Source organism: Flavobacterium flevense (assembly GCF_900142775.1).
Taxonomy (GTDB): Bacteria; Bacteroidota; Bacteroidia; order Flavobacteriales; family Flavobacteriaceae; genus Flavobacterium; species Flavobacterium flevense.
The window spans coordinates 21,690-36,132 of sequence record NZ_FRCC01000006.1; the positions used below are offsets into that span (position 1 = coordinate 21,690).

Consider the following 14,443-nt stretch of genomic DNA (forward strand, 5'->3'; position numbering starts at 1 on the left):
GGAAAAATTTAAAGAGAATATAAACTTACAAGACAATGTAGATTGATAGTTATCAAAACCCTTCAAAAACGCCCAGCCCAAAAAGTGCAAAATCATATTTTACAGGATAGTTTTGGATTGTAGTGAAGTAGTCAGAAATTAAGGTTTTAGATTTGGAATCTGGTATAAAAAAAATGGCAACTTAAAAGTTGCCATTTGTTAAAGTGTAAAAAAAAATTATTGTAAAATGATTTTTTGCGTATGCAATAATTTTTTTAGTAAATCTGTTTAAAAACCTTCAAGTGCTCCAAGTCCTAAAAGAGCAAAAAAGTATCTTTCCGAGTTTTTGTTGTCAGGAAATTTGATTTGAATCTTGAGTTTAATACTTTTTTATTATTTAAATATCTCTCGTAACTTTGTCTTATCTTAAATTAAATTAGGAAACAAAATGAAAAATAGAATTGAAATTGATGGGACAAATGATGCTGTTTGGAATTCTGATGAAGCCAGAGCAAGTTGGAATATAGCTACATTATTGACTATTAAAAAAGATTTAAAAATGGGTGATAGTAGTTTAATTACCCTGCCCGCCTATAATGTTGATAATATTGTAAATAATGTATTGGCTTGTTTAAAATATTATATTGTAAATTTTGAAGAAAATTTCACATATACAGTCAATTTTAATACAATTGAATTAACGAGAATTGGTAATAATGAATATTTTAAAATTGATATTTAAAACCCTTCAAAAACGCCCAGCCCAAAAAGTGCAAAATCATATTTCACCGGATCATGAGGATCTAATTCTCTAAGTTTAGAATCCAGTTCAAAAAGTGCTTTGCCGTCATTCTGTTTGCGACTAAGAATACCTAATTTTCGGGCTACATTTCCAGAATGTACATCCAGCGGACAAGAAAGCAGAGCAGGAGGAATGCTTTTCCAAATCCCTAAATCCACACTTTTGTTGTCCTGACGACACATCCAACGCAGGTACATGTTAATCCGTTTAGCCGCAGAATTATTTAATGGATCAGAAATATGTTTTTGGGTGCGGGCTGCATGCGGAATTTCAAAAAAGATTTTCTTGAATTCAGAGATGCTTTTTTGCATGGAATGGGCTTCCTGGTTTTTTGAAAAAACAGCTTCCAGTCCGCCATGATTTTTGTAGATGTTTTGTAATGATTGGATAAAACCGATAAAATCCTGACCATTAAAGGTACGGTGTACAAAGTTTTCAAGTCGTTCTAAGTCAGTGTCAGTATGAGACATCACAAAATCATAAGGCGCATTGCCCATCAATTCCATCATGCGATGGCTATTCTTAATGATCATCTTTCTGTTTCCCCAGGCAATCGTAGCGCTTAAAAAACCGGCAATCTCTATATCTTCTTTTTGAGTAAATAAATGCGGAATTTGCACCGGATCACTTTCAATAAAATCAAGTGTATTGTATTGCAATACTTTTTCGTCCAGAAAATCTTTGAGTTCAGCTTTGTTCATTCTTTTGTTGGAGAAGCTTAAAGGTTTAAAAGTTTAAAATGCAAGTAATGAGTTTGGCAGTATCTTAGATTCTTAGCCACTCAGTTACTTTTTAAAAACTAATTTGTCCGTCAACCATTAGCAGTTTCCTGTCAGCCATATTGGCTAATTCTTCGTTATGAGTTACAATAACAAAGGTTTGTCCAAATTCATCTCTTAATTTAAAGAACAACTGGTGTAAATTTTCGGCTGAATGGGTGTCCAGATTTCCTGAAGGTTCATCGGCAAAAATAACGGCGGGTCTGTTAATCAGTGCTCTCGCCACAGCCACACGTTGTTGTTCTCCTCCCGAAAGTTCATTGGGCTTATGATGAATCCGATGAGATAGACCAAGATAAGTTAATAATTTTATGGCTTCTTCTTCAGTTTCTTTTTTTGACTTTTTAGCAATAAAAGCAGGAATGCATACGTTTTCTAAAGCAGTAAATTCAGGTAATAACTGGTGAAACTGAAAAATGAACCCCAAATTTAAATTTCTGAATTTAGATAAATTTCTGTCATTCATAGACAGAATATTTTCATTATTAATTAGAAGTTCAATTTCGTTTTCAGAATTGATAGCTCCTTTATTAACAGAGGTATTTGGTTTGTCTAATGTTCCCAGAATTTGTAAAAGTGTTGTTTTTCCGGCTCCCGATGCACCTACAATAGATACAATTTCTCCTTTTTGTATATGTATATCAACTCCTTTGAGTACATGAAGCTGATCGTAATATTTATGTAAGTTTTTGGCTTGTATCATTGTTGACAGTTTTTACAAAGAAACAAAGATTTTAAGGATTATAAAATGCGATAAGCTATATTTTTTGGTCAAAAAGCAATAAATTTGAGTTAGTCGAACATAATAATAAGAGGTTATTAAAATAGAAGATATGGAAAATAATATAAAAAATGAGACAGCCACTTTTGCAGGAGGTTGTTTTTGGTGTACCGAAGCGGTATTTTTAGAATTAAAAGGGGTTGAAAAAGTGGTTTCGGGTTATATTGGCGGAAAAACGACGAATCCCACTTACAAAGAAATTTGTGAGGGTGATACCGGTCACGCCGAAGCCATTGAGATAACTTATGATCCGGAAGTTATTTCTTTTGGTGAACTGTTAGAATTGTTTTTTGCAACCCATGATCCTACCACTTTGAACAGACAGGGAAATGATGTGGGAACTCAATACCGTAGTGAAGTTTTCTATCACAATGAAGAACAACGAAAAATGACAGCCGATTTTATTGCTTTTTTGAATGAAGAAAATGTTTTTGACAAGCCAATTGTAACGAAGCTTTCTCCTGTTTCAACATTTTTTGAAGCCGAAGATTACCATCAGAATTATTACAATCAAAATCAGACTCAGGGATATTGCTCATTTGTAATTACTCCAAAAATCAATAAAGTGAGACAGTATTTTAAAGATAAATTAAAAGACTAATAGTACTGAAAATGGAAGAGCGATATAAAAAACTAATTTTAGGAATTGTTTTCGATGCGATCGGAATGATTTCTTTTTCTATTCCTTTTTTAGGTGAATTTTCAGATGTGGTCTGGGCTCCTGTTTCAAGCTTTTTAATCGCCCGAATGTATAAAGGCAGTTTGGGAAAAGTGGCAGGAATTGTTTCTTTTATTGAAGAGCTTTTTCCTTTTACGGATGTGATTCCCACTTTTACGTTAACGTGGATTTATTGTTATCTTATAAAAAAAGAAAGTTAATTTTTTTTGTCTTTGAATATAAATCCCAGTCCTATTCCCCGAAGCATTTTTTTAGAGAAAGGGAAAAAGAATTTTGACTGACCAAAAAGATAACCAAAAAACATTAATAAGAAAGGGTATAAGGGCAATACTAAAACAATCAGTATCAGGTAATAAAAAAACCAGTGGGTGTTTTCCTGATTTATATTTAAAAGATTCATCAAATAGCTGGAGATTTTTGCAGATAGTGAACCGTTTATAGCAAAAACTATAAAAATAATTACTAAATCATAATTAGAAGTTATTCCCCAGCGTCTCTTTAATTTCTCCATATCCATTTAAGATGACAACAAATATAACAAGATTATCTTAGAGGAACACGACCAAAAAGCCTTTGGTTGTAATTATTTTGAAAATAAACCATATAGTTATAGATTAAATAATTGACCTCATAACCGTAATCGATATTGGAATCATAATTAATGGTCATTTCATATAAATTAGGATTGTAACGTTGTGGTTGTAAGACACGATTATTCCACTCATTTACATATATCTGATTTTTATTCTCCAGATATTCCTGTGTGTAATACCATCTGGGATGCGCTCTGGATGCGAGCCAGATATTAAAACCCGGATCAATAATGATTACTTCGTATTCTAAAGAATCATTAGCAATCCTGATGGTGTCATTACTGCTCAGATTTTGATTTTGGGTTTTTGTAATACTTGTTTTTTGAGCGGTGCAACTTATTAAAATGACACCTAAAATTAGCATGGATATGTAGAGCGTATTTTTCATGGCAATCAATGTGTTTTTATTAAATGCAAATGCCATTTAATTGATACTAAATGGCATTTATATTTAATTGTGATTTATTTCCCAAAAAGTTTCCCCAGCATTCCGCCTAGTCCGCCTTTTTTTGTAAGCTCGGCAGCATCATCAAGATCTACTTTTCCATCTGCATTTTGATCCAGCCCAAAATGAACTCCATAAGTAGAAATGGCTTCCATAATTCCGGCGTTTTCCGCACTGTTTCCGCCAGTCAAAGAGCTTAGAAGATCGGAAATGTTTAAGCTGTTATCTTTAGGATCTTTAGCTTTAGAAATTAAGGAACCCAAAATTTGCGGAATCATAGCTGTCACTGTGCTGGTTGCTGTAGCCTGATTGATACCTAGTTTTTCGGTTAAGGAATGAGACACCTGATTTGTGATTTCTTTTACAGTAGGGTTGTTTTTATCAATATCCTTTCCTTGTAAAAGGCCTGCTATTTGAGATAAATCACCTTGTGATGCTATTTTTTGAAGACTCGAAAAAAGAGAGTTACCCGTTTCTTCCAGTACTGCATTATTTTTATCGTTTGGGATGGCTTCGTTTTTTACAACTGCATCCTGACCAAATTCCTTTACTAATTGTGCTAATTGATCTAACATAAGATTTGTTTTATAAGTTTACTCCCAAATATAATAAAAAAAAGGACTCATTAGCAATTTGCAATGAGTCCTTTTGTGTTATAAAAGCTTTAAATTATTAGCTCAATAAAGTAATAATTTGTGAAGCAAGTTCAGTTCCAATTCTGTCCTGAGCTTCTCCTGTAGCAGCTCCAATGTGTGGAGTCAAAGAGATTTTCGGGTGCATTAAAAGTTGTGTTGCTGGAGTTGGTTCATTTTCGAAAACATCTAAACCTGCAAAAGCAACTTTTCCGCTGTCTAAAGCATTTACTAAATCTACTTCGTTGATAACTCCGCCACGGGCACAGTTTACAATACCTACACCATCTTTCATAGTAGCAAATTCTTTTTCAGTCAAAATGTATCCGTTTTGAGCAGGTACATGGAAAGAAATAAAATCAGCTTCCTGGAAAAGAGATTCTAATGATTGAGGAACAATAGTCGTTGTGATAGATTGTCCGTCAAAAAATTCAACTTTAACATCTACTGAAGGAATAAAACTATCTGCTGCGATAACTTTCATACCTAAACCAAGAGCCATTTTAGCAGTAGCCTGACCAATACGGCCAATACCTACAATCCCTAACGTTTTACCTCTTAATTCAACACCATTAGCATACGCTTTTTTCAAATCATTGAATTTTGTATCTCCTTCTAACGGCATGTTTCTGTTAGAATCGTGTAAGAAACGAACACCTGATAATAAGTGAGCAAAAACTAATTCAGCCACAGATTCTGATGAAGAAGCAGGAGTATTGATTACGTGAATTCCTTTGCTTTTAGCATAATCCACATCAATATTATCCATACCTACACCACCGCGACCAATGATTTTAATGCCCGGACAAGCATCAATAATGTCCTTACGAACTTTAGTAGCACTACGAACAAGAATAACGCTCACGTTATTTTCGTTAATGTAATTCGCTACTTGTTCCTGAGCAACTTTTGTAGTGATTACTTCAAAACCACCTTTTTCTAAAGCTAAGATTCCACTTTTTGAAATCCCGTCGTTTGCTAATACTTTCATGTTTTTTTATTACATTACGAGGTTTTATCCTCAAATTAATTGAATGGTTTAGAAACTGTTTCCCGCTATCCGTTTCAATCTTGTGTCGGCGTAGATGCCTGCCTCCACAAGGATTTCCACTTCTATCGGGGCTAGAGCCTCTGCTAGCTTTCTCAAATTCAATTTCAATGGCAATTTCAATATTAAAATGCCCAAATACTAAATGAGAATTAAACTGCTTTTCCCAAAGCTTGCATCACATCCACTAAAACCTGTACGCTTTCAATAGGCATAGAGTTGTAGATAGATGCTCTGTAACCACCTACAGAGCGGTGTCCAGGTAATCCTGAAATTCCAGCCTCTTTCCACATTTTGTCAAATGTTTCTGTGTGCTCAGGATTAGTCAGTAAGAAAGTAACATTCATATTAGAACGATCTTCCTTAGCCGCTGCTCCTTTAAATAATGGATTGTTGTCAATTTCGTTATAAAGCAATTCTGCTTTAGCGTTGTTTAGTTTCTCAACCGCTGCAATTCCGCCTTTTTCCTTGATCCATCTCAATGTCAACAGAGACGCGTACACAGAGAATACAGGAGGAGTGTTGAACATACTATCCGCTTTAACGTGTTTGGCATAATCCAGCATGCTAGGAATAGCACGACCGCTTCTACCGATGATTTCTTCTTTGATAACTACTAATGCAGCTCCGGCAGGTCCCATATTTTTTTGAGCTCCGGCATAGATAATATCAAATTGAGAAAAATCCAGTTGTCTGGAGAAAATATCTGAACTCATATCACAAACCAATGGAACATTCGTTTGAGGAAATGATTTCATTTGAGTACCAAAAATGGTATTGTTTGAAGTACAGTGAAAATAATCTGCATCAGCAGGAATTTCATATCCTTTTGGTACATACGTGTAATTATCATCTTTTGAAGAAGCTACAATAACTGTTTCTCCAAAAAGTTTTGCTTCTTTAATAGCTGCAGTAGCCCATGTTCCTGAATCTAAATAAGCCGCTTTTCCACCTTCTTTCATCAAGTTGTAAGGAACCATTAAAAATTCAAGGCTGGCTCCACCTCCAAGAAAAAGAGCCTGGTATCCTTTTCCTTCTAATCCTAATAACTCAAGAGCTAAAGCTCTGGCTTCATCCATAACAGCAACAAAATCTTTGCTTCTGTGCGAAATTTCTAAAATTGATAATCCTGAATTATTGAAGTCTAAAATAGCTTGTGCTGATTTTTCAAAAACTTCTTGTGGTAAGATAGATGGTCCTGCGCTGTAATTGTGTTTTTTCATGGTGTAGTTTAAGTCCAAAAAATTAAAATGCAAATTTCGGTAATAGGACTCGAATAAGCATTAAAATATTCATAATAATTATTAAAAAATTTTCTATGTTATTAACAAAAACGATATAGTATCAGTATTATCCGCATAATCCCATAATTTAGGCTGTTGCGTTTGTCCAAAGGCAACACTGTTTTTTATTAAATTATTGCTCACAATACATTGAATATTCTCAGCTTCTGCTTCTAATTTTTGTTCTAAATCCGAAAGGGTTTCATAATATTCGTAAAACACACTCGAAATAGGAGAGGCATGGCTGCTGTCTTCTTTGATGGTTAAAAAACCATTATCCAGCAATTTGAAGTTGCTCATTAGAAAAACGGCTTTATTATAATCGTAATTATTAGCATATTTTTCATATTTGATAATATCCTGATATTCAAAAATGGCTTCAAAAAAAGCGTTAAAGCTATATCCCTTTGGAACAAATAATTTAGAAACATTGCGACAGCCTAACCCAAAATACCTGAAAATATCTTCTCCTAAAGCAATTAATTGCTCTTTAGTTTCCTCACCATTTAAAACAGCAACCGAATTTCGGCTTTTTCGAATAATGGAAGGTTTGTCTTTAAAATAATATTCAAAATAACGGGCTGTATTGTTGCTTCCGGTAGCTATTACAGCATCAAAATTTTCTAATTTACCTTCGCTAAAAGTGATTTTGTTTTCTAATTCCGGAGCTATATGAATCAAATATTTTGCTAAAAAAGGCAATAAATGCTGGTCGTTTGATGACGTCTTTACAATGACATCATGTCCGGTTATTAAAACCGACAGGAAATCATGAAAACCTACCAGTGGAATATTTCCGGCTAGTATGAGTGCAATTTTTTTAGGTTTTACAGCGGTAAAATCATACCCATCCAGCCACTTGTCAAGGTTTTCTTTGTTTAGCGCTTGTGCCCAGGAAGCAACAGCATAATACACCTGTTCAGGAGTGTACCAGCCATTATGCGATTGGGAAAGATGAATTAAATCAATAAAAGAATCAAAAAAAATGGCATTGCCTGAAACCCCTTCTTTTTGGTGGTTTTTGGCTTCGGAAAACTGGCTTAAAAACGTTCCTAATTCTATAAAAATATTTTTTTTGTTTTCTAATGTCATAATGTTTGTTTATGAAATGTTTTGATTGTAATTTTGCACAAAAGTAATCATAATAAAATCTAAAGTCAAAAGTCGAAAGTCGAAAGACAAAAAGTTTGTGTAAAACGATTTGAAAAGACTTGTTAACTTGGAGACTTTATAACTTTAAGACTAATAAGAATGGCAATTATCATAACAGACGAATGTATCAACTGTGGTGCATGTGAACCGGAATGTCCAAATACAGCAATTTATGAAGGAGCTGATGATTGGAGATACAAAGACGGAACAGCTTTAAATGGAAAAGTAGTACTTCCTGACGGAACTGAAGTGGATGCTGATGAAGCTCAAACTCCTATTTCTGATGAAGTGTATTATATTGTTCCGGGAAAATGTACGGAGTGTAAAGGGTTTCATGATGAACCTCAATGTGCTGCGGTATGTCCTGTTGATTGTTGTATACCGGATGATAATCACGTAGAGGATGAAGAAACGTTGTTAAGCAGACAAGCTTTTCTGCATAACGAATAGTTTACTATATACTATCAATTTACAAAAAATCCTGAGCATATTGTTCAGGATTTTTTTTGAGCTACAATTACATACGTATCATAAGCATAGGTTTTCCTGTCAATCGTTTCCAGGATTTCAAAATTATTGAGATACAAAAACAATTGCATTTCGTTAAGCGTAAAAACCCGGACAGTCGCATAATCATTAGCAATTATTTGATGGTCATCCACTTCGTTTCGGTAATATTTAGCGGTCCATTCCAGTGTGAAATTATCCTGAGAACTTACTTCCCAATTGCTTTTTCGAATATAATTGACCTCTTTGTATTTGGCAGCGTGTATAATTGTGTCATTTTCTTTAAGGTAAGGAATAAAACGATTGGCATCAATAAAATCAAAAATCACAATTCCGTTTGGATTTAAATTATTGTACAGACTTTTAAAAGTGTCGTTGATATCATTATTTGAAATTAAATAACTCGTAGAACGGCTGGTAATAATGATGGCATCTGTTTTTTGTTCCAAATTAAAATCGCGCATATCGCCGTGAATAAAACTCCCGTTTGGATTTCTTTTTTTAGAAATAGCAATCATGCTCTTGCTGTAATCCAGTCCGGTGTAATTTTGATGGTTTTCAATAAAATGGCGTGCAAGATTTCCTGTTCCGCTTCCTATTTCCAGAATGTTTTCAGGATGGTATTTTTGCAGCAGCGTATTATAAAAGATATATTCATTTTTGTAGTCTATGAAGCTTTGGTACATAGCGTCATATATTTCGGCCATTTCATCAGGATAGAGACTGCTCATAGGATTTTACGATTAATGAAGTTGTTGGTATCGAAAGAGATTACAATATAAGCTTTTTTTACCGAAAGCTTTGTACTAAATGTGTTTAGAATAAGTTAAATTAACTGGAGAATAATGGAAACTGGAGTACAATATATAAGTGAATGGAGTGGCTGAAAAAGAGACGCGGTATAAATTTTGGATTTATGCTATCTATAGATTTTATATATTATATTTGCAACTTTTAAAATCAAAATTTAAACGCTTAGCAAAAAACGCTGGCTGTAAACAATACGATCATGAAAGCAGGAATTGTAGGATTACCAAATGTAGGGAAATCAACTTTATTTAATTGTTTGTCTAATGCTAAGGCGCAAAGTGCAAACTTTCCGTTTTGTACAATAGAACCTAATATTGGTGTAGTAAATGTACCTGATCCTCGTATCAATAAATTAGAAGAGTTAGTAAAGCCGGAACGCGTGCAAATGGCAACTGTGGATATTGTTGATATTGCAGGTTTAGTAAAAGGTGCCAGTAAAGGAGAAGGTTTAGGAAATCAATTTCTTGGAAATATTAGAGAATGTAACGCTATTATTCACGTATTGCGTTGTTTTGATAATGATAATATTGTTCACGTTGATGGAAATGTAAACCCTATTCGTGATAAGGAAACCATCGATATCGAATTGCAGTTGAAAGATTTAGAAACTGTTGAAAAACGTTTGGAAAAAGTAAATCGTGCGGCTAAAACAGGTAATAAAGAAGCGCAAACTGAAAAAGCACTTTTAGACAGAATCAGAGAAGCATTATTACAGGCAAAATCAGCCCGAACCATTACGCCACAAAGTAATGATGAAGAGGTTTTAATGGAAAGTTTCCAGTTAATTACGGCAAAACCGGTTTTATATGTATGTAATGTTGATGAAAATTCGGCGGTAAACGGTAATAAATATGTGGAGCAGGTTAAAGAATTAGTAAAAGATGAAGATGCCGAAGTAATTATTCTTTCAGTAGGTGCTGAAGCTGATATTACTGAATTAGAAAGTTATGAAGAGCGTCAGGTTTTCCTGGAAGATATGGGATTAACTGAGCCGGGTGCTTCTGTTTTAATTCGTGCTGCTTACAAGTTGTTAAAGCAACAAACGTATTTTACAGCCGGTGTCAAAGAAGTGCGTGCCTGGACCATCAATATTGGAGCAACAGCACCACAGGCTGCCGGAGTAATTCACACTGATTTTGAAAAAGGATTTATTCGTGCTGAAGTTATTTCGTATGAAGATTATGTTACTTATGGTTCAGAAGCAAAAGCTAAAGAAGCCGGTAAGTTTAAAGTTGAAGGAAAAGAATATGTGGTTAAAGATGGTGATGTAATGCACTTTAGATTTAACGTATAATCGTAGATATAAATAGAAAATGATGAGGCTGTCCCTGAAAAGACAGCCTCATTTTTGTTTTGGTATTAAAGGGATGTGTTATAAACGGTCTCGTTTTTAGGAGTAACAGTCATTAATATCTGTGCGGTTTTCACAATATTTTCAGATAAATTAGTCATCCAGATGAGTTGTTCAATAACTAATTGGGCTTCCTGCATTTTGATTTGGTACGCTTCTTCATCGATAAGTTTTATCTGTTTGAGTTCTTTGGCTCGAATGTTTTTCAATTCTGTAAGTCGCTTGTCTAAATCTTCGTTGGAAGCTATGGTATTCGAATCAAAATGTTGTTTTTCGAGTATATTCATAGCAAACTCTAAGTTTTCGATCACTTTATCCACTACAACATTAAAGGCTTTTGAGGCTTCTGTTGTTTTATGGGATTGAATATAAGTCCCTAAAGAAGCAATGGATGACAAGAGCGAATGATTCAAAACAGTGAGTTTATACACCTGCGGAAGCTTGTTTTGCTTGGACTTTGGTTCCTGTAACATCCGCTGGAAAGAAGCCATTAAATTTCCAATTTCGATAAAAGCCTGTTTTCGCGCTAAGCGGTATTCCGTAGGTACTTCTCCTTTTTTATTGTACAGCGTTGAGATTTCTTTTAAATAATTCCTGTTGGCTTCGATTGCATTTTTTATGTATTCAGGCAGATTTAAAAACTCCCATGAAGGCCATAAAAGATAATTAGCCAGTAAACACAATGTGGCTCCCACAATTGTATCTAAAATGCGATATTCAATTACGTTGCCATTATCAGGAGCCAGAATTCCATAAATTAGAATTACATAAATAGTAATAAAAGTAGCTCCGATTTTGTAGTTAGTAGGATTGAATGAAAAACCCAAAAGCATGGCAACAATGGCAATAGTACTAATGACATAAGAATCATGAACTACCGAGAGAATTCCAAAAGCAATAACGCCACCCACTAATGTCCCAAAAATACGATGATAGGTTCGTTCATTAGTAAGCCCAAATCCTTGTTTCATAATAACCACAATAGTCAGGATGATCCAATACACATTTTCCAGCGGAAGCACTTTTCCTATCATATAACCCAGTAATATGGTAATGGTTATCCGGAGCGAATGTCTGAAAACAGTTGATGAAAAACTTAAATTCTCAACAAATGTACTTAGCGGATAATATTGGGGTTTGATGAATTTTTCAATGTCCTTATCTCTTCCTTTCAGGTCTTTAGGGTTGATGTTGTTAGTGTAAGCACGTTCCAGAGTGATGATTTTTTCCACCTGCTTTTCGGCATAATGCAACATGGTTATCAGCATTAAAACTTCTTCTGATGAAGATTCGGTCTGGATGTTTTTTTTGTAATCCTTAATAGTACTTTCAAACTGCTGTAAATCTTCAATTAAATTGTGTCTGGACTCATAAGCTTTGCCGTCTTCGATACTTTTTGACAGTAGTTTTAAACTTTTGGCAAGGTTATAAGCTAAGTTCTGATAGGTTTGCAACGCTCTTGGATAACCATCAAATTTTTGATGCAATTTATTATGGTCAAAAGAAGTGGCCATCGCGAGTTCCAGAACTTCGACTAAGGAAATAAAACTCAACAGCATTTTACGGTTTTGACTTGATGAACCTGATTTGGTTCTGCTAGTAACAAGTATTTCCCGAATGTTTTCGTGTAACACATTCAGTTCCACCTGAAAATGCAGTTGTTTCTTGGTAATGGCTTTTCTGTCGGAATTCAATTCCCATAAATCGCCCCGTAATTTCAGGTATTTAGCGGTGAGCCGCATGCATTCCGCCATTTGTAATTCTACATACCGATTGGGTTTTATATGGAAAAAAATAATCGAAATTAACGTATAAAACAGTCCTCCCAATAATAGTAATCCGGAATACTGAAGCATTTCCCAACCCGAATTTAAATGTGCAAAAGCCAATGAAAGGGATAACAATGCCGAAAATGAAACCATAGTAGCCCGTTGTCCGTAGACTAAAATCATCGAAACACCAAAAACCAGTAAAAGTAGTACCGGATAAAACAACCACGGCAACGGATAACAAAGATTTATAATCAGGTTGACACCCGCTATAATAAAGGAGGTAACCAGTAAACCATTAATTTTATGTTTTAAATTACTGGGAATATCACTTGGAAAAGTAAAAAAAGCACCCAAAGCAATAGTAAAGCCTATCTGAAAATTGTCCAGATACGAAAATAATAAAACAGGAGAAACAGCGGCAATGGTAACTTTTAGGGCATTACTGAATTCAGTACTCGATATAAATTTCTGAATTTTTGCAATCATAAGTTTTGGGATTATCTACAAAGGTATGAATTGTACGATTTATCAATGAGATAAATGAAATTGTTTTTTAAGATTAAATTTAAAAATACTATTTATTCTTATTCACTTTAAGCATTGTTTAAATTTTACTATTTTTGGCAATCCTAATTTAGGCGTTACAATCTTTATCAGGTTAATAATTTTAATACAACAACAATGATTTTACCAATTGTAGGATATGGTGATCCGGTTTTAAGAAAAGTAGGAGAGGAAATAACAGCCGAATATCCTAATTTGAAAGAGACGATTGCCAATATGTACGAAACAATGTATAACGCATCCGGAGTAGGACTGGCAGCGCCACAAGTAGGAATAGCAATTCGTTTATTTGTAATAGACGCTACCCCTTTTAGTGATGACGAAGATTTACATGCTGATCAGCAAAAACAATTAAAAGGTTTCAAACGTACTTTTATTAATGCTAAAATCTTAAAAGAAGAAGGAAATGACTGGGCTTTTAACGAAGGTTGCCTGAGTATTCCCGATGTTCGTGAAGATGTATATCGCAAAGAAAAAATTACTATCGAATATTGTGAAGAAGATTTTGTAATGAAAACGGAAGTTTTTGACGGATTGATTGCCAGAGTAATCCAGCACGAATACGATCATATTGAGGGTGTGTTGTTTACCGATAAAATTTCGTCTCTTAAAAAACGATTGATCAAAGGAAAGTTGAAAAACATCATGGAAGGAAAAACGTTTCAGGATTACAGAATGCGATTCTTTGCTAAAAAAGGAAGATAAAATCTTTTTTGGTATTGTTTTTGACAAAGAGTAACAGCAGAAAAAAATAAAATGAATTCTTAATAATAATTAAAAAAGCATGAATTTAGATAAAGTATTAGCGATTTCGGGAAAACCGGGTTTATATGTTTTAAAAGTACAAACACGTACTGGTTTTGTAGCAGAATCATTAACAGATGGTAAAAAAATCACTGTAAACTTAAAAAGTAATGTGAGTTTGTTATCTGAAATTTCGGTATACACTTACGAAGGTGAAAAACCATTGAAAGAAGTGATGACCAGTATCGCTGAAAAAGAAAATAAAGGTGCAGCTATTTCTCATAAAGAAGATCCTGCAACTTTAGCAGCTTATTTCAAAGAAGTTTTACCTACTTATGATGAAGAAAGAGTTTATGCTTCGGATATTAAGAAAATTTTAAACTGGTACAACACTTTACAGTCAAAAGGATTAGTTGTTGACGAAACAGCTGCTGAAGAAGTAGTTGAAGCAACAGTAGCTGAGGCAGCTCCGGCTGAAAAACCAAAGAAAGCTAAAAAAGTAACAGAATAATTCCTTTCTGA

General features: G+C 34.2%; 17 protein-coding genes. 7 read left to right on the top strand and 10 right to left on the bottom strand.

Annotated elements, in window-relative coordinates; translation table 11 throughout:
- Positions 1-427 precede the first annotated feature (427 nt).
- Positions 428-721 (top strand): hypothetical protein, encoded by a 294-nt coding sequence (locus tag BUB89_RS10965; RefSeq protein WP_073244989.1) that lies wholly within the window; start codon positions 428-430, stop codon positions 719-721.
- On the opposite strand, the gene BUB89_RS10970 is transcribed toward BUB89_RS10965, so the two are convergent.
- A complete protein-coding gene (locus BUB89_RS10970; protein ID WP_073244991.1) occupies positions 718-1,482 on the bottom strand; it encodes a TIGR02757 family protein in 765 nt (254 codons plus the stop codon). The two genes, BUB89_RS10965 and BUB89_RS10970, sit on opposite strands and share 4 nt — an antisense overlap.
- 91 nt (positions 1,483-1,573) lie before the next feature.
- Positions 1,574-2,263 carry an ABC transporter ATP-binding protein gene (locus BUB89_RS10975; protein ID WP_073244993.1) on the bottom strand — a complete coding sequence of 230 codons (690 nt, stop codon included), beginning with the start codon at positions 2,261-2,263 and terminating at the stop codon, positions 1,574-1,576.
- Positions 2,264-2,393: 130 nt separating this feature from the next.
- On the opposite strand from BUB89_RS10975, the gene msrA reads away from it, so the two are divergent.
- Both msrA and BUB89_RS10985 read left to right on the top strand, forming a co-directional pair.
- Positions 2,394-2,942, top strand: a complete 549-nt coding sequence (msrA, locus tag BUB89_RS10980) for a peptide-methionine (S)-S-oxide reductase MsrA (RefSeq protein WP_073244995.1) — start codon at positions 2,394-2,396, stop codon at positions 2,940-2,942.
- An 11-nt stretch (positions 2,943-2,953) separates the two neighbouring features.
- Complete coding sequence (locus tag BUB89_RS10985; protein WP_073244997.1) at positions 2,954-3,220, top strand: hypothetical protein; 267 nt, start codon at positions 2,954-2,956, stop codon at positions 3,218-3,220.
- Here the strand turns inward: BUB89_RS10985 and BUB89_RS10990 are convergent.
- From BUB89_RS10990 to BUB89_RS11015, 6 genes are all read right to left on the bottom strand, one after another.
- A complete protein-coding gene (locus tag BUB89_RS10990; protein WP_073245378.1) occupies positions 3,217-3,531 on the bottom strand; it encodes a DUF6787 family protein in 315 nt (104 codons plus the stop codon). The two genes, BUB89_RS10985 and BUB89_RS10990, sit on opposite strands and share 4 nt — an antisense overlap.
- A gap of 32 nt (positions 3,532-3,563) precedes the next feature.
- Positions 3,564-4,001: a DUF6146 family protein gene (locus tag BUB89_RS10995; protein WP_073245380.1), complete on the bottom strand. Its 438-nt coding sequence runs from the start codon at positions 3,999-4,001 to the stop codon at positions 3,564-3,566.
- 74 nt (positions 4,002-4,075) lie between these two features.
- Complete coding sequence (locus BUB89_RS11000) at positions 4,076-4,633, bottom strand: hypothetical protein (protein ID WP_073244999.1); 558 nt, start codon at positions 4,631-4,633, stop codon at positions 4,076-4,078.
- A 97-nt stretch (positions 4,634-4,730) separates the two neighbouring features.
- Positions 4,731-5,681 carry a D-2-hydroxyacid dehydrogenase gene (locus tag BUB89_RS11005; RefSeq protein WP_073245001.1) on the bottom strand — a complete coding sequence of 317 codons (951 nt, stop codon included), beginning with the start codon at positions 5,679-5,681 and terminating at the stop codon, positions 4,731-4,733.
- 209 nt (positions 5,682-5,890) lie between these two features.
- On the bottom strand, positions 5,891-6,961 hold the full coding sequence (serC, locus tag BUB89_RS11010; RefSeq protein ID WP_073245003.1) for a 3-phosphoserine/phosphohydroxythreonine transaminase: 1,071 nt from the start codon (positions 6,959-6,961) through the stop codon (positions 5,891-5,893).
- A 93-nt stretch (positions 6,962-7,054) separates the two neighbouring features.
- Positions 7,055-8,113 carry an acyl-CoA reductase gene (locus BUB89_RS11015; RefSeq protein ID WP_073245005.1) on the bottom strand — a complete coding sequence of 353 codons (1,059 nt, stop codon included), beginning with the start codon at positions 8,111-8,113 and terminating at the stop codon, positions 7,055-7,057.
- A 159-nt stretch (positions 8,114-8,272) separates the two neighbouring features.
- On the opposite strand from BUB89_RS11015, the gene BUB89_RS11020 reads away from it, so the two are divergent.
- Complete coding sequence (locus tag BUB89_RS11020; RefSeq protein ID WP_073245007.1) at positions 8,273-8,623, top strand: 4Fe-4S dicluster domain-containing protein; 351 nt, start codon at positions 8,273-8,275, stop codon at positions 8,621-8,623.
- A gap of 44 nt (positions 8,624-8,667) precedes the next feature.
- On the opposite strand, the gene BUB89_RS11025 is transcribed toward BUB89_RS11020, so the two are convergent.
- Positions 8,668-9,411, bottom strand: a complete 744-nt coding sequence (locus BUB89_RS11025) for a class I SAM-dependent DNA methyltransferase (RefSeq protein ID WP_073245009.1) — start codon at positions 9,409-9,411, stop codon at positions 8,668-8,670.
- Positions 9,412-9,689: 278 nt separating this feature from the next.
- On the opposite strand from BUB89_RS11025, the gene ychF reads away from it, so the two are divergent.
- On the top strand, positions 9,690-10,784 hold the full coding sequence (ychF, locus tag BUB89_RS11030) for a redox-regulated ATPase YchF (protein ID WP_073245011.1): 1,095 nt from the start codon (positions 9,690-9,692) through the stop codon (positions 10,782-10,784).
- Positions 10,785-10,849: 65 nt separating this feature from the next.
- Here ychF and BUB89_RS11035 read toward each other — a convergent pair whose 3' ends face one another.
- A complete protein-coding gene (locus BUB89_RS11035; RefSeq protein WP_073245013.1) occupies positions 10,850-13,099 on the bottom strand; it encodes an FUSC family protein in 2,250 nt (749 codons plus the stop codon).
- A gap of 195 nt (positions 13,100-13,294) precedes the next feature.
- Between BUB89_RS11035 and def the strand changes: the two genes are divergently transcribed.
- On the top strand, positions 13,295-13,882 hold the full coding sequence (gene def, locus BUB89_RS11040; protein WP_073245015.1) for a peptide deformylase: 588 nt from the start codon (positions 13,295-13,297) through the stop codon (positions 13,880-13,882).
- Positions 13,883-13,961: 79 nt separating this feature from the next.
- Complete coding sequence (locus BUB89_RS11045; RefSeq protein WP_073245017.1) at positions 13,962-14,432, top strand: DUF5606 family protein; 471 nt, start codon at positions 13,962-13,964, stop codon at positions 14,430-14,432.
- Positions 14,433-14,443: the final 11 nt, after the last annotated feature.